At 63.4% G+C, this 23,784-nt stretch carries 22 protein-coding genes; 8 read left to right on the top strand and 14 right to left on the bottom strand.

Annotated features, from left to right (window positions below):
* Positions 1-6: 6 nt before the first annotated feature.
* From tssH to GTP23_RS08515, 5 genes are all read right to left on the bottom strand, one after another.
* Positions 7-2,643, bottom strand: a complete 2,637-nt coding sequence (gene tssH / locus GTP23_RS08535; RefSeq protein ID WP_161034804.1) for a type VI secretion system ATPase TssH — start codon at positions 2,641-2,643, stop codon at positions 7-9.
* Between the two features lie 91 nt (positions 2,644-2,734).
* Positions 2,735-3,226 carry an Hcp family type VI secretion system effector gene (locus tag GTP23_RS08530; RefSeq protein ID WP_161034803.1) on the bottom strand — a complete coding sequence of 164 codons (492 nt, stop codon included), beginning with the start codon at positions 3,224-3,226 and terminating at the stop codon, positions 2,735-2,737.
* Between the two features lie 31 nt (positions 3,227-3,257).
* Positions 3,258-4,754 (bottom strand): type VI secretion system contractile sheath large subunit, encoded by a 1,497-nt coding sequence (gene tssC / locus GTP23_RS08525; RefSeq protein ID WP_161035545.1) that lies wholly within the window; start codon positions 4,752-4,754, stop codon positions 3,258-3,260.
* 10 nt (positions 4,755-4,764) lie between these two features.
* Positions 4,765-5,265 carry a type VI secretion system contractile sheath small subunit gene (tssB, locus tag GTP23_RS08520; RefSeq protein WP_161034802.1) on the bottom strand — a complete coding sequence of 167 codons (501 nt, stop codon included), beginning with the start codon at positions 5,263-5,265 and terminating at the stop codon, positions 4,765-4,767.
* A 32-nt stretch (positions 5,266-5,297) separates the two neighbouring features.
* Positions 5,298-5,900 carry a tetratricopeptide repeat protein gene (locus GTP23_RS08515; protein WP_161034801.1) on the bottom strand — a complete coding sequence of 201 codons (603 nt, stop codon included), beginning with the start codon at positions 5,898-5,900 and terminating at the stop codon, positions 5,298-5,300.
* Positions 5,901-6,098: 198 nt separating this feature from the next.
* On the opposite strand from GTP23_RS08515, the gene icmH reads away from it, so the two are divergent.
* Positions 6,099-6,881, top strand: a complete 783-nt coding sequence (icmH, locus tag GTP23_RS08510; protein ID WP_161034800.1) for a type IVB secretion system protein IcmH/DotU — start codon at positions 6,099-6,101, stop codon at positions 6,879-6,881.
* Here icmH and GTP23_RS08505 read toward each other — a convergent pair whose 3' ends face one another.
* From GTP23_RS08505 to GTP23_RS08490, 4 genes are all read right to left on the bottom strand, one after another.
* A complete protein-coding gene (locus GTP23_RS08505; RefSeq protein WP_161034799.1) occupies positions 6,882-7,667 on the bottom strand; it encodes an OmpA family protein in 786 nt (261 codons plus the stop codon).
* 12 nt (positions 7,668-7,679) lie between these two features.
* Positions 7,680-8,657, bottom strand: coding sequence for a type VI secretion system-associated protein TagF (tagF, locus tag GTP23_RS08500; protein WP_161034798.1), 978 nt, complete (start codon positions 8,655-8,657; stop codon positions 7,680-7,682).
* Positions 8,654-12,361, bottom strand: coding sequence for a type VI secretion system membrane subunit TssM (gene tssM / locus GTP23_RS08495; protein WP_229256012.1), 3,708 nt, complete (start codon positions 12,359-12,361; stop codon positions 8,654-8,656). Before tssM ends, tagF begins: the two co-directional genes overlap by 4 nt.
* 106 nt (positions 12,362-12,467) lie before the next feature.
* Positions 12,468-13,304: a M15 family metallopeptidase gene (locus tag GTP23_RS08490; protein ID WP_161034797.1), complete on the bottom strand. Its 837-nt coding sequence runs from the start codon at positions 13,302-13,304 to the stop codon at positions 12,468-12,470.
* Positions 13,305-13,389: 85 nt separating this feature from the next.
* Between GTP23_RS08490 and GTP23_RS08485 the strand changes: the two genes are divergently transcribed.
* Positions 13,390-14,211, top strand: a complete 822-nt coding sequence (locus GTP23_RS08485) for a hypothetical protein (RefSeq protein WP_161034796.1) — start codon at positions 13,390-13,392, stop codon at positions 14,209-14,211.
* A gap of 4 nt (positions 14,212-14,215) precedes the next feature.
* Here GTP23_RS08485 and GTP23_RS08480 read toward each other — a convergent pair whose 3' ends face one another.
* Positions 14,216-14,701, bottom strand: coding sequence for a DUF4188 domain-containing protein (locus GTP23_RS08480; protein WP_161034795.1), 486 nt, complete (start codon positions 14,699-14,701; stop codon positions 14,216-14,218).
* A 56-nt stretch (positions 14,702-14,757) separates the two neighbouring features.
* Entirely contained in the window at positions 14,758-15,573 is an 816-nt protein-coding gene (locus GTP23_RS08475) for an AraC family transcriptional regulator (RefSeq protein WP_161034794.1), read from the bottom strand.
* 98 nt (positions 15,574-15,671) lie between these two features.
* Between GTP23_RS08475 and GTP23_RS08470 the strand changes: the two genes are divergently transcribed.
* The 6 genes from GTP23_RS08470 (at position 15,672) to GTP23_RS08445 (ending at position 21,296) form a co-directional block, all read left to right on the top strand.
* Positions 15,672-16,841 (top strand): FAD-dependent oxidoreductase, encoded by a 1,170-nt coding sequence (locus tag GTP23_RS08470; RefSeq protein ID WP_161034793.1) that lies wholly within the window; start codon positions 15,672-15,674, stop codon positions 16,839-16,841.
* Positions 16,842-16,985: 144 nt separating this feature from the next.
* The gene (locus GTP23_RS08465) at positions 16,986-17,630 is read left to right on the top strand and encodes a hypothetical protein (RefSeq protein ID WP_161034792.1); all 645 of its coding nucleotides are present in this window, start codon (positions 16,986-16,988) and stop codon (positions 17,628-17,630) included.
* Complete coding sequence (locus GTP23_RS08460) at positions 17,627-18,325, top strand: ABC transporter ATP-binding protein (RefSeq protein WP_371866790.1); 699 nt, start codon at positions 17,627-17,629, stop codon at positions 18,323-18,325. The genes GTP23_RS08465 and GTP23_RS08460 overlap by 4 nt, the downstream gene beginning before the upstream one ends.
* Complete coding sequence (locus GTP23_RS08455) at positions 18,315-19,547, top strand: ABC transporter permease (protein WP_161034791.1); 1,233 nt, start codon at positions 18,315-18,317, stop codon at positions 19,545-19,547. The genes GTP23_RS08460 and GTP23_RS08455 overlap by 11 nt, the downstream gene beginning before the upstream one ends.
* Positions 19,540-20,274, top strand: coding sequence for an outer membrane lipoprotein-sorting protein (locus GTP23_RS08450; RefSeq protein ID WP_161034790.1), 735 nt, complete (start codon positions 19,540-19,542; stop codon positions 20,272-20,274). The genes GTP23_RS08455 and GTP23_RS08450 overlap by 8 nt, the downstream gene beginning before the upstream one ends.
* A complete protein-coding gene (locus GTP23_RS08445; RefSeq protein WP_161034789.1) occupies positions 20,271-21,296 on the top strand; it encodes a hypothetical protein in 1,026 nt (341 codons plus the stop codon). The genes GTP23_RS08450 and GTP23_RS08445 overlap by 4 nt, the downstream gene beginning before the upstream one ends.
* Before the next feature lie 15 nt (positions 21,297-21,311).
* Here the strand turns inward: GTP23_RS08445 and GTP23_RS08440 are convergent, their stop codons facing one another.
* The 3 genes from GTP23_RS08440 to yiaA all read right to left on the bottom strand — a co-directional run bounded on the left by GTP23_RS08440 (position 21,312) and on the right by yiaA (position 23,754).
* Positions 21,312-22,103: a LytR/AlgR family response regulator transcription factor gene (locus GTP23_RS08440; protein WP_161034788.1), complete on the bottom strand. Its 792-nt coding sequence runs from the start codon at positions 22,101-22,103 to the stop codon at positions 21,312-21,314.
* A 3-nt stretch (positions 22,104-22,106) separates the two neighbouring features.
* Positions 22,107-23,177: a sensor histidine kinase gene (locus GTP23_RS08435; RefSeq protein ID WP_161034787.1), complete on the bottom strand. Its 1,071-nt coding sequence runs from the start codon at positions 23,175-23,177 to the stop codon at positions 22,107-22,109.
* Positions 23,178-23,352: 175 nt separating this feature from the next.
* A complete protein-coding gene (gene yiaA, locus GTP23_RS08430; RefSeq protein ID WP_161034786.1) occupies positions 23,353-23,754 on the bottom strand; it encodes an inner membrane protein YiaA in 402 nt (133 codons plus the stop codon).
* Between the last annotated feature and the right edge of the window lie 30 nt (positions 23,755-23,784).

Here is a 23,784-nt window from a genome sequence, read left to right as displayed (position 1 = left end):
TCCACTTTATTTGAAGGTATATCTGAACTGCCCCTGCCGGTTGATACCGACCTTGATGCGCTCTATCGCAACGGCCTCGCTCATGCGCTGCAAAATGGCACCGGCAATTTCCGGCAACAGCGTGCCATTGAGGATGTGGTCCACGTTGCGGGCGCCGGCATCCACCTCGGTGCAACGCTGCAGCACGGCCTCGATGACGGCTGGCTCGTAGCTGAATTCGGCGCCGTGCTGCTCCTGCAGGCGCCGGGCAATCTGCCCCAGTTTCAGGGCGATGATCTGCGCCAGCACCTGATCGGCGATGGGATAGAACGGAATCACCTTCAGGCGGCCGATAAACGCCGGCTTGAAATGGCGCACCAGATGCGGCAGCAGCAGCTGTTCCAGTTGCGCCATCGCCGGTGGGGTCTGGTTCAAACAGGCCTGCATGACCGCTGCCGAGCCCAGATTCGAGGTTGCGATGATGAGGCAGTTACGGAAGTCGATCTCGCGGCCTTCGGCATCTTCCATTACGCCTTTATCGAACACCTGATAGAACAGCTCGATCACATCGGCATGGGCTTTTTCGATTTCATCGAGCAGCACCACGCTGTAGGGATTGCGCCGCACAGCCTCGGTCAGCACCCCGCCCTGCCCGTAGCCGACATAACCGGGCGGCGCACCTTTCAGACCAGCCACGCTATGGCCTTCCTGATACTCGCTCATATTGATGGTGATGAGTTTGCGCTCGCCGCCATAAAGCAGATCAGCCAGCGCCAGCGCCGTCTCGGTCTTGCCGACGCCGGAAGGACCGGCAAACAGAAACACGCCCTGCGGCTTGACCGGATCATCGAGCCGCGCACGGGCCGTACGCACGCGCTGGGCCACTGCTGCCATCGCGTCGGACTGGCCCAGCACGCGCTGTTCCAGCGCTTCCTGCAAATGTAGCACCGTGCGCAATTCATCCTGCACCATGCGTCCCAGCGGTATCCCGGTCCAGCCTGAAATGATGGCAGCAACGGCAGAACCATCGACTTCCAGCGGCACCAGCGGCGCATCCCCCTGTAACTGCTGCAGCTCGGTGCGCAGGCGGGCGGCTTCGGCCGCGCTGCCGGCACTGCTGCTGGCTTCCGGACCGCTAGCACCGGCCCGCTCGCGCAGCAGCGCCGCCACCAGCGTCTGCTCCTGCTGCCAGCGCAGTTCCAGCGCGTCCGCCTCTGTCTGCAAAGTGGCTAGTTGCTGCTCCAGTCGAGCGATGCGGCTAGCGCTGACAGCCAGCTCGACGTCGGCCCGTGCTGCCGCCAGCTCGGCCACACGACGCTCTATCTCTGCCCGCACGTCTTCCAGCCGGGCGGGTGCCACGCTTTGTGCCAGGGCCACGCGTGCACAGGCTGTATCGAGCACGCTGACCGCCTTATCCGGCAGTTGCCGGCCGATGATGTAGCGATGCGACAGACGCACAGCTTCCGTCACCGCCTCATCGCGCACGCGCACGCCAAAGTGCTGTTCCATCAGCGGAGTCATGGCGCGCAGCATGGCTGCCGCCACCACTTCGTCCGGCTCCTCCACTTTGACCACCTGAAAGCGGCGCGCCAGCGCCGCATCCTTTTCGAAATATTTTTTGTACTCGCCCCAAGTCGTCGCGGCGATGGTCCGCAATTCACCCCGTGCCAGCGCCGGCTTGAGAAGGTTGGCGGCATCGTTCTGCCCCGCCGCACCACCCGCCCCTATCATGGTGTGGGCTTCATCAATGAAAAGGATGATGCCGTGGGGGCTGGCCTTGACTTCATCGATCACGTTCTGAAGACGGCTTTCGAACTCGCCTTTCACACTTGCCCCGGCCTGCAGCAGGCCGAGATCCAGCGTATGGATAGCGACTTTGCGCAAGACTTCAGGCACGGCCCCCGCCACGACGCGCAGCGCCAGGCCTTCCACTACAGCGGTCTTGCCGACGCCCGCATCGCCCGTCAGGATGGGATTATTCTGGCGCCGCCGCATCAGGATATCGATCAGCTGGCGGATCTCCTTCTCGCGCCCGATCACCGGATCAAGCTGCCCAGCGCCAGCCTGCCCGGTCAGGCAGACGGTGTATTGCGCGAGTGCTGGTGTAGGCTGGCATGGCACTGCGCTCGCCGCCACTGATGCAGCGTCGCGGTCAGGCAGGGCTGGCACACTCTCCGCTATTTGCGCCTCCTCCGAATCCTGCGTGTAGCGTTCCAGCTGGTGCTTGATTTCATGGATGGGCAACCGTGCGAACAGGGGGGAAGCCCGCTGCGCCAGTTGGGCCAGCTGGCTATCCGTGAGCAAGGCTACCAGCATATGGCCGCTACGGATCGCACCTGTCTGCGTTATGGCCAGCGACGCGATCATCCACGCATGCTCGAGCAGCCGTAGCAAGTCGGCCGAGAATACCGGTGTGCGGGTACTGCCCGCCTTCAGCTGGCTGATCGTCGCTTGCAGGTCGGCCATCAGCGCATCGCTGCTGATATCCACACGCTGCAGGATCAGGCATACATCATTGCGTGGCTGTTCCAGCAAGGCCAGCATCAGATGTTCGACCTCCACTTCGAACTGCCCCATGCCCACGCAGATACCTGCCGCCCGGTTGAAGGCCTGACGGGTGGCGGGATTGAGCTTGCCGACCAGCGTCTTCAGATTGAATTCCATGCTTGCGCCTCCGCTAATTTAGACGATGGATAGGCTGGCCGGCAGGCTGGCCGCAGCAAAGCCTGCCCGGCCTCGCTGCGGATGCTGCGCTTTAGACGATGCGATTGGCCGACAGATCCCAGCCACCGGAAGTATTGCCGCCGGCACCGCCGCCTATCTTCTGCTGGGTGTACTTCCATTTCACCTTGGAGAATTTGAGTGCTACTTCTTCCGACAGAATGTCTCCCTCATCCACGGCCGGCGAGACCGCGCCGATCAGCACATTTTCCAGTTCGATTTCAAAATATTTGACGCGCTCACCCTGCCCGTCCGCGCGCATGAATTCCAGCTTTGCCTTGGGTATGGTGCGGCCGGCGGCGCAAGTCTGCAGCAGTACCGGCGTGGCCAGATCGGCCAGCTTGGAGATCACGATGTCGCGGTGTTCGCAGCGCTCTGCCGTGTGGCCGCCGCCGGTGGATGCGGTTGCCGACTTGGGCTGCTCCACGCCGAAGCTGACCGAACGGCATTCGATCCAGTCCTTGTGGCGATCATCGCTCGATTCGCCTTTTATCCCGTCAATGCTCAGATAGACATCAATTGCCATGGCACGCTCCGTTTTCAGGTTGGGGGAAGAATCACTTACTGGTCGATTGCGGCAGCTCCGCGACCAGACGGAGAGAAACCGATAATTCATCGAGCTGGAAATGCGGCCGCAGGAAAGAGACGGCGCGATACACGCCGGGCCGGCCGGCCACTTCATGCACCTGCACCGACGCTTCGCGCAGCGGGAACTGGGCCTTCTGCTCCTGACTGGCGCCATCGTCGAGCAGCACGTATTTCATCAGCCAGCGATTCAGGTAATCCTCGACATTCGACGCGGCGGCAAAGCTGCCGATCTTGTCGCGCATCATGGCCTTCATGTAGTGCGCAATGCGCGAGACGGCAAAGATGTATTGCAGCTGCGAGGACAGCACGGCATTTGCATTGGCCGCATCGGAGCTATAGCGCCTGGCCTTCTGCGCGGATTGCGCGCCGAAGAAAGCGGCATAGGCCGTGTTCTTGCAGTGCACCAGCGAGATGAAACCCAGATCGCTGAGTTCTTTTTCGCGCCGGTCGGTAATCGCCACTTCGGTGGGGCACTTCAGCGCCACCTCGCCCTGATCCGTCTTGAAGGTGTGGGTGGGCAGATCGTCCACCAGCCCGCCCCCTTCCACTCCGCGTATGGCGGCACACCAGCCGAAATCGTCGAACGCCTGCGTCAGGCGCGCGCCGAAAGCATAGGCTGCGTTACACCACAGGTATTTCTGGTGATCGCTGCCATCTACCTCCTCGACAAAGCTGAAGCCTTCCACAGTGGTGCCATCGAGCGGGTTGTAGGGCAGCCGGCCGAGAAAACGGGGCAGCGTCAGGCCCACGTAGCGGGCATCTTCCGATTCGCGGAAGGCCTTCCACTTGGCATATTCCACCGTGTCGAATACTTTGGCCAGATCATGCGGACGGGCCAGATCGCCATAGCTTTCCAGTCCGAACAGCTCCGGCGAGGCCGCCGTAATGAAGGGCGCGTGGGCCGCTGCCGCCACATGCGACATCTGCTCGATGAAATACATGTCTTCGGGCTGGCGGCTGATTTCAAAGTCGCCGATCAGCGCACCATATGGCGCACCGCCGAAGGTGCCGAATTCCTCTTCATAGACTTTGCGGAACATGGCACTCTGATCGAATTCCAGCGCGCTCTGGAAGTCCTTGACCAGCTCGCGCTTGCTGGCATTGAGCATGCGCACCCTGACGCCCTGCCCCGAGCTGGCGTTCCTGACCAGATAATGCAGGCCGGTCCAGCTCTGTTCCAGTTTCTTGAAGGCCGGCGCATGCATGATGGCGCTGACCTGACTCGAAATCAGCTGGTCGATTTCGGCCAGCCGCGCATCGATGGTGGCCGACAGATTATTCGACACCACCACGGTGCCGGCAAGCACCTGCTGCACCAGTTCCGCAATGATGTCCTTGGCGCGCTGATGCTCCGCACCCGACTGGGCCACCTTGCTCTGCTCCACGATCTGGTCGAGCAGGCTGACGGCTTGCGCCAGATTCTCGCTCGGCTCCGCTGCTTGCGCTACTGCTAGCTGGGCTGGCATGGTCGTCATCTCACTTCCCCTGTGGTTGCGCCAAGCTGTGCAGCTTGTCGGTGTTGTTCAGCACATCGCTAAGCAGGTCTTCCAGCTTGTCGTTACCGGCCAGCTTGTTGCGCAGATCGGCCAGCTTGTTGCGCGCCTCCAGCAACTGGCTCAACGGCTGGACCTGCCGCACCACCGACTCGGGACGGAAATCTGCCATCGCCTTGAAGCGCAGATCGACGCGAAAACTGCTGTCGTCACCCGCCAGCTGATTCGGCACAGCGAATTCCGCGGCCGGTTCGATCGCGGCCAGCACTTCATCGAAGTTGCTGCTGTCGATGCTGACGAACTGCCGGTCCTTGAGCCGTCTGGCTTCCTGCACCGAATTGCCGCCGAAGTCGCCCACTACGCCCAGCACGAAGGGCAGCTCCTTGTTCTCGATCGCATCGCCGATTTCCACGTCATAGGTCATCTGCACTCTCGGTGGCCTGACCTTGGTCAGGCGCTTCTGCACACTGTCGCGATTTGCCATACCAGCCTCCCGTCTGTGATTACTGCGATGGATTACTTCAAGCCGCTGAACGGATCGGTATTGCTGTTCTGGGTCGCAGCTTTGGCGGCAGGCGGGCTGGAAGTGGCCTTGCGTACGGGCGCGCCGCCCACTACGGTTTTGCGCGCAGCGGTGCCGCCCGCCGGCACCAGCACTTCCTCACCCAGACTGGCACGCAGCAGCCTGGCCAGATCGCTGGCTTCCGAGCGCAGCGAGCCGTTCAGATTGTTCTGCTGGCTCAGATCGGCCAGCGCCTTGGTCGACAGGCGCAGACCACTGACGGCCACGATGCTGTTGCCTAGCTTGTCGGCCGGATCGCGCGCCAGGGCTTCCTGCGCGTAGGTGATCGCTTCGCCATAGCTGGCGCGGTCGAACTTGAGCTGGGCCAGACGCAGCCAAGGGGCTTTATCGGCCGGATAGGCTGCGCCCGCGCCCTTCAGCAGCTCCTGCGCCTGCTCGTTGCGGCCGGCGGCCAGCGCCGTATCGGCCTCCGCCATGCTGCGTTCCAGCGTGGCCGCCTGCAGTTTTTCATTACGCACCATTGCGCCATCTGTCACGCAGGCCGATAGCAGCGCGGCCATCGTCAGCAGTGGCAATCCCTTATGCAAGATAGACATGAAGCTCTCCTTTCGCGTCATCAGACAGGAAGGAAGCCATTATTCATGAATGCCCAGATGAACTATTGTGCGGGCGCAAGTAGATACTCATACGAAAAATGATTGCGTATCCACAAGCCACTGTGCGCCCCGATGGACTTTAATGCTGCAGGCAACGGCCGTTTGCGGCGCCCCCGACCACCCGCTGGAGACCACCACATGAACGCCCAGATCGAACGCCGCGCCATCCCCACCCTGATGGGCGGACAGCGCCGCCAGCAGCAGCCCGGCTATGGCCATATCCAGACGCTGGTGGATTTGCTGGGCGATGGCTTTTACCTGCTGTTCATGCTGAAGAACGGCAGCACCCCGCCCGAGGAAACCCAATTCTTCAACAGCATCACAGCGCTGCTCGCCGACTTCGATCGCGACGCCGCCAAGCTGCGCGCCGCCAGCACCGACATCGAAGCGGCCAAATACGCCTTCTGCGCGGCGCTGGACGAAATCATCCTGTCATCGAATTTCAGCTTGCGTACAGCCTGGGAGCGCCGGCCTTTGCAGCTGACCATCTTCGGCGACCAGCTGGCCGGCGAACACTTTTTCGACCGGCTGGAAGTGCTGCGCTCGGGCGGTGCGGCACGGCTGGCAGCCTTGCAGGTATTCCAGATGTGCCTGTTAATCGGCTTCAAGGGCCGCTACGCGCTCGAACCACAGGACAAGCTGGCCTATCTGATCGCCCGTCTGGGCGAGGAAATCGCCAGCATGCAGGGCAAGAGCAAAGGCTTTGCGCCGCAGGCGCAGCGCCCCGACCAGATCGTCAACAAGCTGCGCAGCCATACGCCGGTGTGGGCCGCCTGCGCCATCTTCGCGCTGGTGGCGCTGGGCACTTATGGCTGGCTATCTTCGGCCTTGAAGCACAGCACGCAGGACACGCTGGCCGGCTACCATGAGCTGATCAAGCTGGCGCCGCGCCCGGCCTACGTCACCATTACCCTGCCCTAGCTAAGGCAGGACACGGAATTCGATGCGGCGGTTGCGCGCCCGCCCGTCCGCGCTGGTATTCTCCGCGACCGGATGGTCCGGGCCCTGCCCGGACACCTGTATCTGCGCTGGTGCGATGCCCTTTTCGCCCAGATACCGGCGCACCGCTTCGGCCCGCGCAAGGCTCAAGGCCAGATTGCTCTCGCGCGCACCGACATTATCGGTGTGGCCTATCACTGCCACTTTTTTGCCATTTACCTTGAGCAGCGCAGCCGCCATTTCATCGAGTATGCGCTGGCCGGATGGCGCCAGTGCAGCCTTGCCGCTTTCGAATTCGATGATGCGGTGCGCCAGCGTTTCATCGAGCAGCGTCTGCTCCGCCGCGCTGACGCGCAAGCCATTGCTGACCGTGTAGCTGGAATTCAGGCTGGTCGCCATATCGCTGGCCAGCTGCTGCCGCTGGGCTTCGTTCGCCACCTCGCCGCGCACGCTGACACGGGTGCCATCGACCTTCAGTTCCCCTTTGCTGATCAGTTTCAGATTGGGCTGTATCAGCTTGAGCAGATAGCTGTTCCAGCCGGCCGGCATGGAAACGGCAGCGATGCTGAGCTGGTCCACCACCCGCTCTGCGCCATACAGTTCGCGCAGGCGCGCCATCAGGGCGGCCTTGCTGGCTTCATCCGGCAGTGCGCCCTGCACCACGATCTGCCCCGCTACGGGAATAGTGCTGGCGGGCGTTTGCGCCTGTAGCGGCAAGGCGAATAGCAGCACTGCGCCCGGCAGCAAGGCGCTACGGCGTAGCAGCATGATGGACTCCCTTCAGTGAAAGGTTTCTTGAAACAGTGAGATCACCGAGCGCAATGAAAGCTGGCCCTGATCGAGATAGGCGGACAGCTTCTGCACCTCGGCATCACCGGTGATCAGTTCATCCACCCAGCCCGTATATTCGAAGCTGATCTGCTGCTCCGCGGCGCATTGCGGGTCTATGATGGCTTGCAGAGTCTCCGGCGCCGCACCGCCAAAGCCCAGCACCAGCACGTAGCGCCCGCGTTGCTGGCCGATGAACAGGCAAAGTTCGAAATCTGCCGGAAGAAGAAACGGCATGATCAGCGTCAGCCAGAAGGTGGCTACGGCCATCCGGTGCACTGGGGGCTGCGGCAGTGGTAGCACCAGACTCTTATCGAGCCGCTCGGCGCCGCTGCGGCGCACCGGCTGCAGCAGCAAGCCCAGCGCCAGTATCAGCTGACGCACCTGCCGGCTATCGAGCATGGCTTCCAGCGCCGCGATAGTCTGCTGCTCGACGAAGACCGCGAAGCATTGCTCCTGCCGCTCGGTACTGCGTTCGATTTCAACGCTGGCGGCAGTGAGCAGCTGGAGCGGCAAAGCCGGATCATGCGCTGCGCAGACACTGCTGGCCAATGGCGATAGCTGCTGCCACAGCGGCGCCAGCAGCATGGGACTCAGGGGCAGAAAACTGCGCGCCTGCGCCACCTCGATCAGGCTGGCGCAGAGAAACGGGAAGCGCCGTTGCGACCGGTCACCGCTGGCGCGCAGCTGTCCGGCAATGGCATGCCGGCGCCGCGTGCCGAGAAAGACGAAATCCAGCGGCAGCAAGGCATCGTAGTGCAGCTTCCAGCGCGGATCGCTGCTGAGCGCATTCATGACTTCCGCCAGCCAGCTATCCAGCAGCTTCAGTACGGCCGGATGGTCAGCCGCCTTGATGAAATCGGCGCGCGCTGGCAGCTTGCCGAAATAGGCGATGCGGGCCAGCTGCACGCCCGGTTCCGCGCTACTCATGGTAATGGCCCCACGATAGTGTCGGGCAACTGCAGGCCACGCCAGCCCGTTTCCGCGCTGCGGCTGGCGCCACTATCCGGACTGCTGATGATTTTCAGCGCTACCGGTATGCTCAGCGGGCCGGCCTGCCAGCGCAGCTCGAAGACGCCGCCATCGCGCTTCTGTTTGCTCGCCGCTTCGATCATGCTCTTGAGACCCGCCTCGCCGCTTTCGTTAAAGACGACGACATTGCGGCCATCCAGTGCGACCGCCGTGATGCGTGCACCGGACACGCCCTGCCCCGCCGGATGCACCATGCTCGCCCACTGCGGCGCTGTATTGCGGTAGCGTAGCTGCTGACCATCGATGTCGATGGTGTATTCGGTAGCGCCCTGCGCCGGCATGGGCTGCAGCTGGAACAGCGTCTGCGCTGCGCTGGCCGGGCTGGTCTGGCTGGCGCTGCCCGCTGCGCCCAGAGGCGCCATCCAGCCGGCCAGACGTGCCGCCATGGCTGGCGTCAGGTGTATGCCCATCTCGGCCCATGTGCGGGCCGCCAGCAGATCGCCGCGCCGGATCACCAGTGCCCCCATGGCGCTGGTGCTGAAACGGGCGATGGCACCCTCGGGGCCGAAAATCCGCCCTATCTCCGCTTCGCTCGCCTGTTCGCGCGCTGCTGGCGTAAAAGGAAATTTCTGCGCCAGCGTCTGGCGGAACGGTTCCAGCACTTGCGCCAGCCAGGTCTTGTTCAGTTCCTGCTCCACCGGCGCCACCAGCACGGCAAAGGTCTGCATCAGCGGACGCACCAGCAGAGGACGCACCAGCTGCTTGTGGACGTCGCTCAGGCCAGTGAGCATCTGCTCGTCGACCAGCCGCAGCGTATCGGCGAGTTCGGAGCCGGAACCTTCCAGTGTCTGCTGCATCAGCTGGCGTGCTCCGGGGCCGGGGTCACCCTGATTCTTCAGCTGATTGAGCCGGCCACGTATGCGCGACAGCCCCTCCAGATAGGTGCGCAGCAGCGTAGCGTCCTTCTCATTACCAGCCAGCAGACGGGCAAACGCAGCGAATTCACGCGCGATCACACCCGCCGGTTTCTGCGCCTGCCCCCCATCGGCAGCCACCGTCAGATTCACCTGCGCAGGCGCGCGCCGTAGCACCACACTGGTGAACCAGTTCAGCAGGCCGCTTTTCGCTTCGGCCACTTCGACTCGCGCCGCCACCGGATTATCCCAGCTGGTCTGCTGGGCGATGGCCGAGAACAGTTTCAGCAGCGGCGACGCGAGCGGATCACCGAGCCGGTTCATGGCCAGCAGCGCGCCTTCAAAACCGTTCAGCGGCGCGATGCTCACGCCCTGCACGAACTTCTGCCACTCGCGCACATAGTCCGCCTTGTACAGCTCCAGCAGCCCTTTCTGGATCTGCTCCGGACTACCTTCCAGCGTCAGGTCATCGCGTGCGGCCGACTTCAGCACCCAGTCGGCACTTTGCAGTTCGTGCGTGGCCGCTTCCCGTATCGCCGGCTGTATGAATTTTTCCCACGCCTCGCGCGTGTAAGCCCCGTTGACCACATGGCTACCCGTGATCAGGGCCTGATCGGCCTCGCCCACCATGCGCGCGACCGTCAGCGCCGGATAGCGGGTATTGGCCCGTGCCCGTATTTCGCCATACACCCGCTCGCGCGCCGGCATGCCGCGCACCACGCGCCGCAGGTTCTCTCTGGCCTGATCGACCAGCGCCAGCCTGGCTTCTATGCGTGGCCACGCGGGATCGGCCAGCTGGGCCAGATAGAAGGTCATCATCCGTTCTGCGCTACGGATCATCTGCTCGCGCGGCATATTGCCGCGGTTACTTTCCAGCCAGTTGCGCCAGTAGCGCGTAAGCTGATCATTGAGGTGTCCGGCCTCGGCATGGGCCGGATCGGCCAGCATCAGATAACTTTTCAGGGCGTTATAGCCATCGTCCACATTTAGTGGCGAGGCTTCCTGGAACTGCCGCCCTGCCGGCCCAGTTGCCGGAGCGGCCGCTGGTGCGGCAGCCAGCTGTAACTGGTCGGCATGAGCATTCATCTCGGCCAGCAAGGCTTCCAGATTCGTCACCACGGGCGCCAGCATCACCTGGCGGACACCGGCAAAATACTCGGCCCGCAATTTCGCTTCCAGCGCGTCGCCCTGATACAGGCCGAATCCCAGCTTCCACGGCCGCTCGCTACGGTAGCGTTCCAGCTGTTCCAGCCTGTCCTGCAGTATCTCCAGAGCTTCCAGCCTAGCCTGCAGATCGGACCTCTGGCCCTGCAGACGCACCACTTTATCCAGATCGGCCTGCACATTGCTGACCAGCTGACGGTTCGCCAGATACGACCAGCTCCAGCCGCCCAGCGCCACCCCCAGCAGCAGCGCCGCAGCGAAGAACCCGCCGTACATCAGGCGCATGCGCTGGCGGCTGGCGTAATGCGTCACCAGATCCTTGTCGGCAAAGATCACCTGACGGAATAGCTGCAGCAGGAAGAAGCCGGCCTGTCCGCCTTCCTGCGCAACCTTGACGGGCGTGGAGGCTAGCGCAAAGCGCTGCGCCAGCCGGCTAGCCTGCGCACTGTCGCTGCCGCCTTCCTGCAGTGCGCTGGTGAAGTAATAGCCGCGAAACACGGGCTTGAACTGGTAGGGATTTTCTTCGAACAGCGTAGCCAGAAACGCCCGCAACGGCGCCCTGATGGTGGCAAATTCCTGCGGAAAGGTGAAGACGCCGGGCGCCATCCGTTCGCGCCGCTGCTGGCTCATATTGGCCACGCTCAGGTCCTTCAGTCCTGCGCACAGTTCATCAAAGCTGCTGTCGAAGAAGGCCATGATCTGCTGGCTGGCCATCTTGCGCTTGTAGGGCATGGTGGCGCCCCACACCCGCTCGCGTTCGCTGCGCTCGCTACTGGCAAAGAATTCGCTGAAGCCCGCTATCAGATCAGCCTTGGTGAATACCACGTAGACGGGGGCAAACACTTGCAGGCGCTCGATCAGATCCTGCACCCGCTTGCGCAGGCTACGTGCCAGCAAGATGCCCGCTTCGGGATCGGCGGTACGCAACTCGGCAATGCTGACGGCGATCAGTATGCCGTTAATCGGCGCGCGCTGGCGATGCTTGCGCAGTAAATCCAGAAAGCCATACCACTCCGGCCTGTGCTCATCCTGCACGGAATAGCGCCCCGCCGTATCGAGCAGTATGCCCTCGCTGGTAAAGAACCAGTCGCACTGGCGGGTACCGCCTACGCCTTGCAGCACCTTGCCGTCGGCAACGGGAAACTGTAGACCGGAATTGGCAATCGCCGTACTTTTTCCCGCAGCCGGATTGCCGATCACCATATACCACGGCAGCTCGTACAGCGCACGGTGACCCGCCACGGCCCCGAGCCGCGAACTGCGGATGGTGGCAATCGCCTTGAGCAGGGCTTCGCGCAGCTGGCGCACTTCCGCGCCCGTCTGTTCCTGCTGCGCCGTCTCCGGCGCAGCACCGGTATCGCCGATCGCGCTGGCCAGCTGGCTCGCCTCGCGCCCGGCACGGCGGCGGCGCCACAGCCAGATTCCGCCCGCCAGCAGCAACAGCAGCAGCGTTGCCAGCAGCGCCCAGAACAGCGCCAGCTCCAGCAACTGCGCACCGAGAAAGCACACGGCGATGCTCGCCGCCAGACCGATCAGGGCAAGGTGGCGAGGTTCAGTCAGGGCATACCATAGGCGTCGCATCATGAAGTTTGCCAGCAAAAAGTGGCGCCATCGCAGCAGGCGGACCGGACCATGTTGCCACCACCCACGCCAGCTTTTCTTGCGTCAAAACAATGAATGACCAGCAGCACTATTTGTGCAACACCCCCGCCTGCTGCAGCTCCACATGGCCAAAGTCCATCATGGTCCAGCGGCCGCCCCAGCGCAGTCCCGCCGCTTCGGCCACTTCGTCATACAGGCGGTAGCCACGCATGGCCCATGGGTCTTTCTCGGAAATCTGCAGCTTGCCATCGCGCAGGAAAGCGCAGTCCGCCGCCAGACCGAACTGGTGATAACTCTGGAAGGCACGTGCATTGGTCACATTGCTGCCAGCCTGAGCCAGCAGATTCTGCCGTTCGGGGCTGCGATAGCCTTCCAGTATCGCCATCTCGTAGCCGTACTGTTCGCGCATCACGCGAAACACCCGCAGCAGGCGCTGGGAAAAACCCGGATGCAGCAATTGCCAGTTGCGGTCGGCGCTGGCCAGCATGGGACGGACCTGCAGTACTTCGGCCGTGGTAAATGCCAGCGGCGGCAAGGCCACCGGTGCGGTCAGCTGTTCGCCCTGCAGCAAGGCCAGTACCTGTTCGTTGCTGTCGCGCTCAGCGCCCTGGAATCCGTCCAGCATGGTTCGTCCGGCCAGCATCAGTGCCAGCAGCACCGGCACTGTGACCAGCACCAGCGCCGCCAGCACCAGCAACCAGCGCCGCCGCAGTAGCTGCTGCAGTTGGCGCCAGCTGCGACTGCACGCGGCCACCCCGCCCTGCAAGGCCAGTGGTGATAGCGGCGCCGGCCAGCGCCAGCGGCGCATGCGCTGGCGCAGCATCTGCCAATGCACCAGCAGCGCTTCCCGTACGGGTGAAAACAGCAAGATCGAACAGGCAAAACAGGCCGCCAGAAAAGCGGCCGGCACAAAGAAAAGCAACATGGTGCGCTCCATCAAAGCTGGCCGGCTTAAGTCGCCGGAAACTGCCAGACGTCAGCATCACAGCCTAAGCCCTGAGGAAAAACGCATGAAAGACCAGATCAACATTGCAGAAAATAGGCAGGCGAGTCCGGATATCCGCCCCAGCCTGCAGGGTGCGGCGGGCCAGCCGCGCGACGACAACTGGCGCATCCTGCAGCAGCTCGAGCATGGGCATGGGCAAGGTGGCACCGTAACGCCAGCAGCCAGTAGGCCCCAGCACTGGAGCATCGATCAATGGATCATCCGGCTAGGCCTGCTGATAGCACTCATCTGTGCCAGCGCATGGTATTTGCATCCGCGCCCGGCGCGCAGCATGGTGCAGGCCACGGCGCCTGCCGCAGCGCTGACGCCCACCACCAGACCGGCGGCAGTTTCGGCAGCGCCAGCAGCGCAGATCCCGCTGACGCCGGCGCGTACGCTGGCCTCCGCCGTCAGCCAGAATAATCAGGTCGCGGAGATCATCAATTCTCCGACCAGCGCGGAAGCAGCAGACATGACGCAGCCTGCCGTGGCCGCCGTTATGCCTGCGCATCCGCAACGCCATGAAAAGGGACTGCTACATAAGAACCCACGTCCGGCATCTCCACCTGATCAGGTGGCTGCCAGGGTGGCGACCAGAGTGCCAGCCGAAGCTGGCGCCGACCGCGACGCTGCCTTACTAGCCGCGCTGGTGGCGCATGGCAGTTCCAGCCGTGATAGCGCCGCCCTGGTCAATCGCGATATCGTCGAACGTCAGGCCAGCGATAGCACCCGGCATTTGCTGCAGCGCTGCCAGCAACTGGGCATGATAGAGGGCATGCTATGCCGTAGCAGGATCTGTGCAGGACGCTGGGACAGCGATCAGGCCTGCCGCCAACCGGTCCCCTAGCGCGTTATGGCTGGCTATGCTGCCGCTGCGCTGCCATCCGTCCGGCCGCGGACTGCCTGCCGCCGCTGACAGGCTCCAGCGTGCCGGCCCGGCCTAGCCCGAACGGAGGCATATTCACGTAGATGTTTTCGTAGCTGCCCGGCGAGGCAGCATAGGTTTCATGCCAGATGCCGACGCTGCCATCCGTGCCTATGGCTTTGTTAAAGGCCTGCCATGCCGGCAGGTGCTCGGCCTCGCGGTCCTTGGCATAGGCCAGCAGCTGCTCCATGGAACGCCAGTACTGCACCAGTATGATGGTGCGGGAGAACCACATTTCCGCATGCAGAAATCCGCGCTCGGGCTGGCGCGATAGCTCGTCTATCATGCGCGGCATGGCGCGCGCCACCGGCATCCACTTGTGCAGCATCAACGGTTTGTTGATGCGCATCCCGATCAGAAAGACGACAAAATCACCGTCCAGTTGTGCTGTCAGCCGCTCGCGTCGAATCATAGTGCCTCGCATAATGATATCAAAAAGACCACATAACCCGACGCATCATAACATGTCTAGTCATCTATGCCTGCGGCCATTTCCGGCGCCAGCGTGCGGAAGTAGCGCCCCGGCGCACGGCCGAAATGGCGCTTGAACATGACGATGAAATTACTGGGACAGGCATAGCCCAGCGCATCGGCCACCGCCGCCACGGCAGCGCCGCGCGCCAGCTGTTCCAGCGCCACGGCCAGCCGGAGCTGCTCGCGCCACTGGCCATAGCTGCAGCCTGTTTCGTGGCGGAAGAGCCGGTTCAGATTACGCGGCGAAATACCGGCCCAGATCGCCATCTCCGTCATGCTGCGCGTATCCAGCGGCTCGGCCATGAGCGCATGGGCGATGCGCTGCAGGCGCCGGTCCTGCGGCATGGGCAGGTGCAAGGCTGTCTGCGCGGGCTGCTGCAATTCATCGAGCAGCACGGCCGTGAGGCGCTGCTGCGCCGCTGTCAGCCCGGCATCTGGATTCCAGCCGGCCGCCTGCGCGGCCAGCGCACGCAGCACGGGCGTCACCGTGACGATGGCCGGCTGCTGCGGCAGCTGCGCGCACCAGTCCGGCGCCAGCAGCACGCTCCAGCCACGCAGGGCGCCTGTCACCCTGACCTTGTGCGCCGTGCCCGGCGGTATCCAGCCGGCCCGCCACGGCGGCAGCAGCCAGCTGCCGGCTGCCGTCTCCACATGCAGCAGCCCGTGCTCGACGCAGAATACCTGGCCGCGCACGTGGCTGTGCCAGTCCACTTCGCGCGTGCCGAGCTGGAACTGCCCCGCTGCCTCGGCGCCGCCGCGCAGCACGATCATGGCAGGGCCATCGTGGCGTTCGCTGTAGTCATTGCTCATGGCCAGAATTCACTATTTTTTGACCAAACCAGCTTACCACTGCAGAACCGTTTGCACCAATACTGACAGCCTCACTCATCCTCATGGAGTTAGCGGACATGTCAGACCACCCATTACACGTAGCCATCCTCGGTGCCGGCCTGGGCGGCCTGTGCCTCGCTCAGGGCTTGCAGGCACTAGGCTGCCGCGTCAGCGTGTTCGAGCGCGATGCCGCGCTCGACAGCCGCCCGCAGGGCTACCGCATCCGTATCAACCAGAGCGGACAGGCGGCACTGGCCGCCTGCCTCGGCACCGCCGCCACTGCGGCGCTAGCATCGGCGCGGGCCAGTACCACGCCCTTGCGCTCTTTCGACGCGGGCCTGCAAGCGCTCGACAAGCATCTGCCCGCATGGTCGGACCGGCTGGTGCAGGGCCGCGTTGATCACGACTGGAAAATGGACCGTCAGGCCATGCGCCGCGCCATGCTGCAGGGACTGGAATCCTGCGTGCAATTCGGTATGCAGCTAGCCAGCGTACAGAGCGATGGGGCTAGCGTCACGCTGAATTTTGCCCACGGCCCCAGCCAGCGTTGCGATCTGCTGGTGGGCGCAGACGGCGTCAATTCATGGCTGGCCAGCCATTATCTGGCCAGTGCACCGGCGCAGGACACGGGCGCGCTGTGCCTGTACGGCCGATTGTCGCTGGCACAGGCGCAGCAGGCAGGGCTGGCTGCACCGCTGCTGCAGGCCACCCACGCCATCTTCGAGCGCCAGCTCGCACTGATCATCGATCCCATGCAGTTCGACGCCACCGGGCTTATGCCCTCACCGGAGAATTATCTGTACTGGGCGCTGATAGGCCAGCGCCACCGCTTCGGCCTGGCCCCGGGCGCCCCGCTGCCGCAGGGCGGGGCTACCCTCAGCCTATGCTGCGCAGCCATCGCCGCAGACTGGGCACCCGAGCTACGCGCACTGTTTGCAGCCACGCCAGTGCAATCGCAAGCGCTGATGACGGTGCGCCAGACGGCGCGCATCGCCAGCTGGCCGACGGGGCGCATCACGGCACTGGGCGACGCCGTACACGCCATGAGTCCCGCCAGCGGCCTCGGTTGCAATACGGCGCTGCGCGATGCCCAGCTGCTGTGCCAGCAGCTGCAACAGGTGCTGGCCGGGCAGTGCTCGCTGGAGACAGCCATACAGCACTATGAAAGCGCGATGCGGGTCCACGCGGGCGCCGCGCTGCAGTCCTCGCTGGAAGGCAGCACGGCGCTCTACGCCATGCCTGCCTAGGTCCATCCGTCCCGCCCGAGCGCAGTTTTCGCGCCATGGCGGGGCGGTTTCGGCGCCGCAAAAGCCGTTTTCATCGCATGGGTCTGGAACCATGCCGTTGCCATCGATAGTCTGCAGCCTATCGATCACCCAACGGAGAAGCCCATGAAACACACTGCCATCGCCCTGTTTATCAGCCTGCTGTGCGCCAGCGCCGGTGCCGCGCCACAGGAACTCTCTACCGCCAGCTTCGTGCAGGCACGCCAGCACTTCCTCGCCGCCGTCGAAGGCAAGAGCAACGCCAGCGATAGCGCCATCGAAGCCTTCCACGTACTCGCCACCCGCCAGCCCGACCACCCCCTGCTGATGGCCTACGAAGGCGCAGCCTACACGCTCAAGGGGCGCGATGCCAGCATGCCCTGGGACAAAATGAAATACACGGAAAAAGGCGCCGATCTGCTGGAGAAAGCTCTGGCCCTGCTCACGCCCGCCCATGACGAAGCACTCTTCAACGGCACGCCGGAAAGTCTGGAAACGCGGCTGGTCGCTGCCAATACCCTGACGGCGCTGCCTGAGTTCATGAACCGTCGCAATCAGGGCAAGCGTGCGCTGGAAGCAGCGCTGGCCTCGCCCGCACTGGCTCAGGCCAGCGACCAGTTCCGCGCCAATCTGTACGCTGCGGCAGCCCGTCTGGCCAGCAAGGAGCAGCGCAGCAAGGATGAAATCAGCTGGTTGCAGAAAGTAACAGCCCTGCCAGAAACCAGCCAGCACGCGCGCGCTGCGGCACGCCTGAAGGAGCTGGGCCTGTGAACCACACCACCGCATTGCTTACGCTGCGCGGCGTGCGCAAAAGCTATACGCTGGGCAGCGACACCATCCACGCCTTGCGCGGTATCGATCTGGACATCGCCCGTGGCGAAATCGCCGCTATCACCGGCCCTTCCGGCAGTGGCAAGAGCACGCTGCTCAATCTGTGCGGCCTGCTCGACAGCGCCGATGCAGGCGAAGTGCGCTACGACGGCGCCACCGTCGCTGCCGGCAACGAGCAGGAACGCACGGCACTGCGCCGCCAGACCATAGGCTTTGTGTTCCAGAGCTTTAATCTGGTGCCCGTGATGAGTGCGCACGACAACGTCGACTTCCCGCTCTACCTGCTCGGCATAGCGGCCAGCGAACGGCAGCGCCGCGTGGCTGCGGCACTGGAAGCTGTCGGCCTGGCCGCGTTCGGCCAGCACCGCCCCGACCAGCTGTCCGGCGGCCAGCGCCAGCGCGTGGCCATCGCCCGTGCCATCGTCAAGCATCCGCGCCTGGTCATCGCCGATGAGCCCAGCGCCAATCTGGATGCCGTCACGGCAGCCCAGATCGTCGCCCTGATGCAGCGGCTGGCGCACGAACATGGCACCACCTTCCTCATCGCCACCCACGACGAGAGGCTGCTGCCCCACTGCGACCGCGCCCTGAATCTCGATGATGGTGTACTGGCAGGAGGCTCTTATGCACATTGAATTTCCCTGGCTGGCGATGGCGCTGAAAAACGCCCTGCGCAACCGCCGCCGCTCGCTCGTCACGCTGGCCATTGCCGCCACCGGCACGGCAGCCGCTCTGTTGGGTGGCGGCTTTGCCCTGTACACCTACCAGTCGCTGGCCGAAGCTTCGGCACGCGATACCGGCCATGTGGTGGTCGCAGCACCGCACTACTTCGACGGCGCCGAAAACACGCCGCTGGAATTCGGTCTGGAGCACAGCGCTGCACTGGCGCAGCGCCTGCTGGCGCGTCCGGAAGTCAAGCGGGTACTGCCACGCCTGCAATTCTCCGGCCTGATCGGCAATGGCGAACGCAGCGAAATTTTCCTCGGCACCGGCGTCGATCCGCAGCAGGAGTTCCTCGTCAAAGGCCCGTTCATGCACACCGTAGCGGGCGACATGCTGGATGCCCAGCCGGCCGATAAAGGCCCCGGCATCGTGCTGGGCAAGACGCTGGCACGCACGCTGAACGCCCGTCCCGGCAGTGGCCTCACGCTGATGTCGTCCACGGTGACGGGCAGCCTGAGCGCAGTCGATGTCACGGTCACCGGCATCGTCTCCACCGGCATCGCCGACATCGACAAGCGGCTGGCCATGGTGGATATAGGCACCGCCCAGACCCTGCTGGCTACCGACAAGGTCAGTTCGCTGCACGTCTACCTGAACGAAATGGACGATACCGGCACCGTTGCGGCGCAACTGCGGCAGGACGCCAGCGGCAAGCTGGAAGTGCGCGACTGGCTGCAGATGGCGCAGTTCTACCAGAGCGTCAAAGACCTGTACAACCGCATCTTCGGCTTCCTCGGCATCATCGTGCTGGTGATCGTGCTGTTCGCCGTGGGGAACACGCTGGCCATGGCCGTGATGGAGCGCACGCGCGAAATCGGCACCCTGCGTGCCATGGGTGCTACCCCCGCCGAAGTCACCCGCGTCTTTACGCTGGAAGGCATGGCGCTGGGTGCCGGCGGCGCCATCAGCGGCATGCTGCTGGCCGCGCTGATCGCCTATCTGCTGCTGGCTCTCAAGGTACAGATGCCGCCACCACCGGGCCGCAGCCAGGGTTATCCGCTGGTGATCGAACTGTCGTCGCAGCTATTCATCGTTGCTGGTGTCGCCGTCACGCTGCTGTCGGCACTGGCATCCCTGCTGGTCAGCCGCAAAGCGGCACAGCAACCCGTTGTGGAGGCTTTAGCCCATGTTTAAATCAACTGCTTTGGCAGCCGCGCTGCTGTCCCTGTCCGCGCTGGCGCAGGCCAGCGATGTAGCCACGATTCTAAAAAAAGCCGACGCCTTCCGCCAGACCGACAGCTCGGCCCAGATCGAAACGCTGGTACAGACCTACAAGAACGGCGAACCGGATAAAGAGAAGCGCTATCAGGTGCTGATCCGTCCCGGCGGTAAAAGCCTGATTCTGTTCCGCTCCCCCGGTGAGGTGGGCCAGAAGGTACTGATGTCGGGTGACGACTTCTGGATGCTGCTGCCGGGTAGCGCCCGCCCCATGCGCATCACGCCCCTGCAGAAACTGCTGGGCGATGCGTCCACCGGCGATATCGCCACCATGACGTGGTCGGGTGACTACGACGGCAGCATCAAAAGCGAAAGCAGTTGCGATGGCCAGCCCTGTCTGGAACTGGAGCTGACGGCTACGCGCAAGACCTTGAGCTACCAGCGCGTAGTGCTGCACGTGGCCAAGCAGGATTACCGTCCGCTGCATGCCGACCTGTATGCCGCCTCAGGGCGCAAGCTCAAACAGGCGCGCTACTTCATCGAACAGCGTGAGGGCCGCCCTACCGTGACCCGCATCAGCCTGCGCGACGAAGTGCAGACGGCGCGCGAAACCGTGGTGACTACCCTGAGCAGCAAGCCGCGCCAGTTCGGCGATGAGCTGTTCAATGCCATGTACCTGAGCCGCAACGACATCACATTATGAAGCCTCCCTTACTCGCACTGGCCTGCCTGTCCCTGAGCGCCACACAGGCGCTGGCCAGCAACGAATTCTCGGCCAGCGTGCTGGCCCAGAGCGAAGCCCGTCAGGCCAGCCATGGCAATCCGCTCGGTCTGGGTGACAGCCAGCACCACTTCCAGCAGGCCGACCTGCGCTGGCAGGTCGATGGGCCGTGGCAGCAGGCGCTGCGCGGTAATGTGAGTGCGCGCCATGATCATGATGACAGTACGCTGCTGCAGGTAAATGAGCTGACGCTGGAAAGCCCGCTGGCAGGCGGCTTTCTGACGGCCGGCAAAAAGATCATGAGCTGGGATGTGGGCTATGCCTTCCGTCCGCTCGATGTGGTGCAGCAGGAAGACCGGCGCGCGCTCAATCCCGCCACGCTGCAAGGCATCCCCATGCTGGCGCAGGAAGCGTTTGACGAGGACCACGCGCTGACCATGGTACTGAGTAATCCGGGCCGGGGCAAAGCCGCCCAGCCGCGTGACGATGAAGCGCTGGCGATGCGGCTATACCGCCATCGTGGTGAACGCGACGAATATGCCGTGCTGCGCGTATCGCAGCGTAATGGGCTGGAAGCAGGTGCGTCGTTTTCGCATGTGCTCAATGAAGGCACGGAGCTGCATGCTTCGCTGCTGTGGCAGCAGAAGCATGAGGAATGGCGCCAGCAGCGCTGGCTGGCGGCCGGACGGGGCGGCAAGGCGCTGGCCGGTTTCACCTGGACCACTGAAAACCAGTTTTCGCTGATCGGCGAAGCGTGGCTGGATCGCAGCGTGGCATCGCCACAGCAGCGCAATGTGTTCCTGCGTGCAGCGCAGAACTGGGATAACTTCGATCTCGCCGCCGATGTGCTATGGCAGCCTGCCAGCCAGAGCAAGGTGGGCACCATCGCCGCCTCGTGGAAGCAGGGACCATGGCTATTTTCCGCCAGTCTGCGCCAGTACTATGGCATGGCCGGCATACTCACCCGCCGGCTCGCGATCGCCAGTATCCAGCGCAGTTTCTAGTTCAAGCAGAGGCGCTTACATCTGGCGGAACAGGTGCGCATATAGAGGACTGACGCGTACTTTCTCGTTACGGTGCCTGAGGTTGAGCGAGATTTTTCCGGCCTCGTCACGCACGGCACTGAGCACGCAGGAGGCATTGACGATGGTGCCGCGATGGACCTGCCAGAACTGCTTGTCGTCCAGTTGCGGCAGCAGTTCGCGCAAGCTGGTGCGGATCAGTGCTTCGCTATCGGCCGTCACCACATTGACGTATTTATCCATCGCTTCCATGTACACCACCTCGGCCACCGGTATCATGCGCACAGTATTGCCGACTGCCGCGCGGATGATGCTCAAGCGCTCTAGCGGCGCTGCTGCCGTAGGTGCCAGCGCGCGCAACTGGGCGATCAGCGCATCCATGCCGCCCTGCCCGCCCTGCACCGTTTGCTGCTGCAGCCTGTCCTTGAGCCGCTGCACGGTACGCGCCAGCCGCTCGGCACTGACGGGCTTCAGCATGTAGTCGGCCGCCGAGCGGTCGAAAGCCTGCACCGCATATTCGTCATACGCCGTGACGAATACAATCTGCGGAAACGGCCGCGGGCCAGTCCACAGCTCGGCCAGTTCCTCCGCCGCTTCCAGTCCCGTTTTGCCCGGCATTTTAATGTCGAGGAAAAGCACCTCGGGGCGTAGCGCCAGGCTCTGTTCCAGCGCGTTCACCCCGTTGGGGCACGTGGCAACGATCTGTAGCTCGGGCCACAGCGATTGCAGCGTGTGGGCCAGCGTAGCAGCCAGTATCGGTTCGTCTTCAGCGATCAGTGCAGTAGTCATGGTTCAGAGAGGTAGAGTGAGACGGGCGATGGCGCCACCATAGCTGGCGGCGTCCAGTGTAACGCTGGCAGCATCGCCATACAGGGCTTTGATGCGTTCGCGCGTGTTGTGCAAGCCCAGCCCCGTACCGGGCTTGCCGGCACCGGCATGGGGGCCACGGCCGGTATCGCTGACGCTCAGCGCCAGCATGCCATCCTGCCGTGCCGCGCTGATGGTGATGGTGCCGCCCTCGATATTCGGTTCGATGCCGTGGGCAATGGCATTCTCCACCAGCGGCTGCAGCAACATGGGCGGCACGCGCACGCTGCGTAGATCGGCCGGCAGTTCGAAAGCATAGCGCAGCCGTTCGCCCATGCGCACTGCCATCAGACCCAGATAGGCCTCCAGCAGGGCGAATTCCTCGGCCAGCGTGGTGCTCTCGGTACGCGAAGAACTGAGGGTGGCACGCAGAAACTGGATCAGCTGGTCCAGCATCTGCTGCGCCCGCGCCGGATCGATGGCGATCAGCCCTTGCAGATTGGCCAGCGTGTTGAACAGCATATGCGGTTCGATCTGGGCGCGCAGCAGCTGCAGCTCCGCCTGCAGCGCCTGACGCTGGATCGATTCAGCTCTGACCTTTTCCAGCGCGGCCGCCATTTCGGCACGGCGGGCGCGGTCACGATTGTTGAACAGCGTGCTGGCGACCACAGTGGCCACCAGCGTAATCAGCAGCAGGCCATTCAGCCTGCCGCTACCGAAAGCCGACAGCGACACGGGATCTGTCCCCACCAGCCAGTTGGAAATATGCGAACCGACCAGCGTGCCGAACGGCACACCCGTTACCACGACAGGAAGAAACACCAGCCAGTTCATTCTCTCCGGCTGCTTGCGGCACAGCAGCAGACGCAGGCCATCAATGTAGAAGAACGAACACAGACCTATGCAGTTGGTGGCCACCAGCGTCAGCCAGAAGTAGCGGCCATGGCTGAAGAAAAAGGTCAGCACGACGGCAAGGACCAGATTGAACCCCAGCATGTACAGGGTATCGGCGCCGAAGCGGCGCCACGGGAACGGCGTTTGGATCTCGGATGGCATGCAACACTTTCCAGTTGGGCTTGCCATATTGTCACCGAGCGACTGCCCTGCTGGCAACCGTCAAGCGACCAAACCGCTTTTAAATGGCGTGAAACCGCCATCCCGTGCCGCCAAAAGAGGACAAGGGCGCGGCCGCCCCACCATCAGGCGTGTCGCCTTGCTCAGCCACGGCGCATCAGGAAGCACTCTGGGCCAGCGTATCGCGCACATTCTTCTGGACGGCGACCGCTGCAAACAGGCTCAAGACGAAGGACATCGCATAAAAGCCTTTTTCGCTCGCTGCAAGGCTGGCATGCCAGAGGCCTATCGTCAGCAGCAGAATGGCCGAGCCCAGCGACAGCCAGCACAGACCAAAATAGATGCCCGTGACGGGTGTGCCCTCGAGCCGGTCGCGCACGGTTTTCTGCAGTGAGACGGCGGCAAACAGACCATACATCAGCAAGGTCAGGTAATAACCTTTTTCGTTGAGGGCCATGGTGGCGTTCCACAGCCCTATCAAATAGGTCAGCATGCCGGCGAACAAAGCTGCCCATGAAGCGCCTACAAATGCGGACGATGGACCATTTCTCTGACTCATATATCCTCCTTGATGATGGTGGGCCTGACG

It is taken from the genome of Duganella fentianensis, from assembly GCF_009857835.1.
In the GTDB taxonomy this organism is placed as follows: Bacteria; Pseudomonadota; Gammaproteobacteria; order Burkholderiales; family Burkholderiaceae_D; genus Rugamonas; species Rugamonas fentianensis.
The sequence above is the reverse complement of the archived record's forward strand: the minus strand, read 5'-3'. Positions and strand labels throughout refer to the sequence as shown.

Coding starts and splice junctions, on each gene's coding strand:
- tssH (WP_161034804.1), bottom strand. CDS start 2,643: ATGGAATTCAATCTGAAGACGCTGGTCGGCAAGCTCAATCCCGCCACC.
- GTP23_RS08530 (WP_161034803.1), bottom strand. CDS start 3,226: ATGGCAATTGATGTCTATCTGAGCATTGACGGGATAAAAGGCGAATCG.
- tssC (WP_161035545.1), bottom strand. CDS start 4,754: ATGCCAGCCCAGCTAGCAGTAGCGCAAGCAGCGGAGCCGAGCGAGAAT.
- tssB (WP_161034802.1), bottom strand. CDS start 5,265: ATGGCAAATCGCGACAGTGTGCAGAAGCGCCTGACCAAGGTCAGGCCA.
- GTP23_RS08515 (WP_161034801.1), bottom strand. CDS start 5,900: ATGTCTATCTTGCATAAGGGATTGCCACTGCTGACGATGGCCGCGCTG.
- icmH (WP_161034800.1), top strand. CDS start 6,099: ATGAACGCCCAGATCGAACGCCGCGCCATCCCCACCCTGATGGGCGGA.
- GTP23_RS08505 (WP_161034799.1), bottom strand. CDS start 7,667: ATGCTGCTACGCCGTAGCGCCTTGCTGCCGGGCGCAGTGCTGCTATTC.
- tagF (WP_161034798.1), bottom strand. CDS start 8,657: ATGAGTAGCGCGGAACCGGGCGTGCAGCTGGCCCGCATCGCCTATTTC.
- tssM (WP_229256012.1), bottom strand. CDS start 12,361: ATGATGCGACGCCTATGGTATGCCCTGACTGAACCTCGCCACCTTGCC.
- GTP23_RS08490 (WP_161034797.1), bottom strand. CDS start 13,304: ATGTTGCTTTTCTTTGTGCCGGCCGCTTTTCTGGCGGCCTGTTTTGCC.
- GTP23_RS08485 (WP_161034796.1), top strand. CDS start 13,390: ATGAAAGACCAGATCAACATTGCAGAAAATAGGCAGGCGAGTCCGGAT.
- GTP23_RS08480 (WP_161034795.1), bottom strand. CDS start 14,701: ATGATTCGACGCGAGCGGCTGACAGCACAACTGGACGGTGATTTTGTC.
- GTP23_RS08475 (WP_161034794.1), bottom strand. CDS start 15,573: ATGAGCAATGACTACAGCGAACGCCACGATGGCCCTGCCATGATCGTG.
- GTP23_RS08470 (WP_161034793.1), top strand. CDS start 15,672: ATGTCAGACCACCCATTACACGTAGCCATCCTCGGTGCCGGCCTGGGC.
- GTP23_RS08465 (WP_161034792.1), top strand. CDS start 16,986: ATGAAACACACTGCCATCGCCCTGTTTATCAGCCTGCTGTGCGCCAGC.
- GTP23_RS08455 (WP_161034791.1), top strand. CDS start 18,315: ATGCACATTGAATTTCCCTGGCTGGCGATGGCGCTGAAAAACGCCCTG.
- GTP23_RS08450 (WP_161034790.1), top strand. CDS start 19,540: ATGTTTAAATCAACTGCTTTGGCAGCCGCGCTGCTGTCCCTGTCCGCG.
- GTP23_RS08445 (WP_161034789.1), top strand. CDS start 20,271: ATGAAGCCTCCCTTACTCGCACTGGCCTGCCTGTCCCTGAGCGCCACA.
- GTP23_RS08440 (WP_161034788.1), bottom strand. CDS start 22,103: ATGACTACTGCACTGATCGCTGAAGACGAACCGATACTGGCTGCTACG.
- GTP23_RS08435 (WP_161034787.1), bottom strand. CDS start 23,177: ATGCCATCCGAGATCCAAACGCCGTTCCCGTGGCGCCGCTTCGGCGCC.
- yiaA (WP_161034786.1), bottom strand. CDS start 23,754: ATGAGTCAGAGAAATGGTCCATCGTCCGCATTTGTAGGCGCTTCATGG.